Source organism: Mesorhizobium sp. M7A.F.Ca.CA.004.12.1.1, from assembly GCF_003997835.1.
Lineage (GTDB): Bacteria > Pseudomonadota > Alphaproteobacteria > Rhizobiales > Rhizobiaceae > Mesorhizobium.
The window spans coordinates 1-1,339 of record NZ_RZRK01000026.1 but is presented as its reverse complement, the minus strand read 5'-3'; the positions used below and the strand labels follow the sequence as shown (position 1 = coordinate 1,339).

Annotated in this window: 2 protein-coding genes; one reads left to right on the top strand and one right to left on the bottom strand. The window is 60.4% G+C overall.

The window, feature by feature from the left end; genetic code table 11:
* Positions 1-332: hypothetical protein (locus tag EN984_RS38555; RefSeq protein ID WP_245480020.1), on the bottom strand; the 332-nt coding region annotated here is incomplete at its 3' end.
* A 203-nt stretch (positions 333-535) separates the two neighbouring features.
* Between EN984_RS38555 and EN984_RS39465 the strand changes: the two genes are divergently transcribed.
* Positions 536-844: a helix-turn-helix domain-containing protein gene (locus tag EN984_RS39465; protein WP_236473435.1), complete on the top strand. Its 309-nt coding sequence runs from the start codon at positions 536-538 to the stop codon at positions 842-844.
* Positions 845-1,339 lie beyond the last annotated feature (495 nt).

Below are 1,339 nucleotides of genomic sequence, written 5' to 3'. Positions count from 1 at the left end.
AATATGTTCGGCTTCTGGAACGATGTTGCGGGGAAGCCGGCATCCGGCAAGATCGCCTTCGCTCCGCCGCTGCACGCACCGAGCGCCACGAGCTTGGAGTCTGACATCTGGATCTGGGCTCTCGCCATGAACGCGGCTTCCGAAAAGAAGGGCACGGCCTGGCTGTTCATCCCGTGGGCCACCTCCAAGCAGGTGGCGCTCAAGGGTGCCCTTGCTGGCCAGCTCGTCAATCCGCCGCGCACGTCGACCTGGCAGACGACACCTGGACTAAGTACGCTTCGCAGCCCGAGTTCAACAACTTCGTTGACAGCTTCAAAAAGATACAGGACCAAGCCGCGCTGGCTTTCACACCGCGTGTCGGCTTCGGCGAAGCCATGAACGCATGGGCCGTGGCGATGCAGAAGATGGTAAACGGCGATGACGTCGAGACGACGTTGAGGGCGCTTGCCGAAGAAATCCGCACTGGCCTCTGATCAAAAGGAACAGGGCAGTACTATTGCACTGCCCTGTTCCCGCCAACGGCGGAGATCACGCCGTGTCACCCCAAGCACTTAAACCCAGCGTGCCGATGGCAGCCGAAGGACCTGGCGCGCGCGCCTCGTCCGGTTCGGCTTCGCTGGAGGGGCGTTCCATCGACTGTTTCAGCCTTGCAATCATCCAGGCGCTGGCCAAAAGCCAGATGGAGCGCCGGCTCAGGAACCGGCGCAAAAACTCGAGCCTGCCGGCGCTGATCGAGCTGGTGCTGGCGCGGCCGCTGGTGTCGGCAGGTCTGGTCGCGGCCGAGCTGAAAATTAGCCAGCGCGCTGCGCTCGGGCTGGTGCCGAACTCGGCATCCGTGAGGTGACCGGCAGGGGGCGCTACCGGGCGTGGGACCCCGTTTAGCTGCGGCGGGCTTTGGCGAAAGCGACAGCACTGATGATTTTTGCTGTACGCTCATTCTCCCTCATCTGCGCGTTGACAGAAAACCAGCAGGCGAGGGTCACAGCACGCTGTGCTCCCCGCGATTTCCGGAAAACCAATGAAAAACGACTTTGATCGATCGCGCGGGACGTATCATTCAACCATGTCGAGAACGGGCGTGACGGCACGTACACTATGGACCGAGAGAACTTTGTCTGGCGACTTTGCGCACGCTTGCAAAACTCTTCGGAAAACTTCCTTCTGTTGATCCAATGATCGTAATGAGCTGGAGTGGCATCGCCGCTCTCCTCGGTTCTTGCTCTCTCAGTTGAACTTGATGCTAGCCTGCACGAAAACGCCGTAGCGCTTTGCCTTCCAATCGTCGGCCTGCGGGGAACCACGACCGCCCATTGCCTCTTCGAAATGAGCGGTGCCGTTA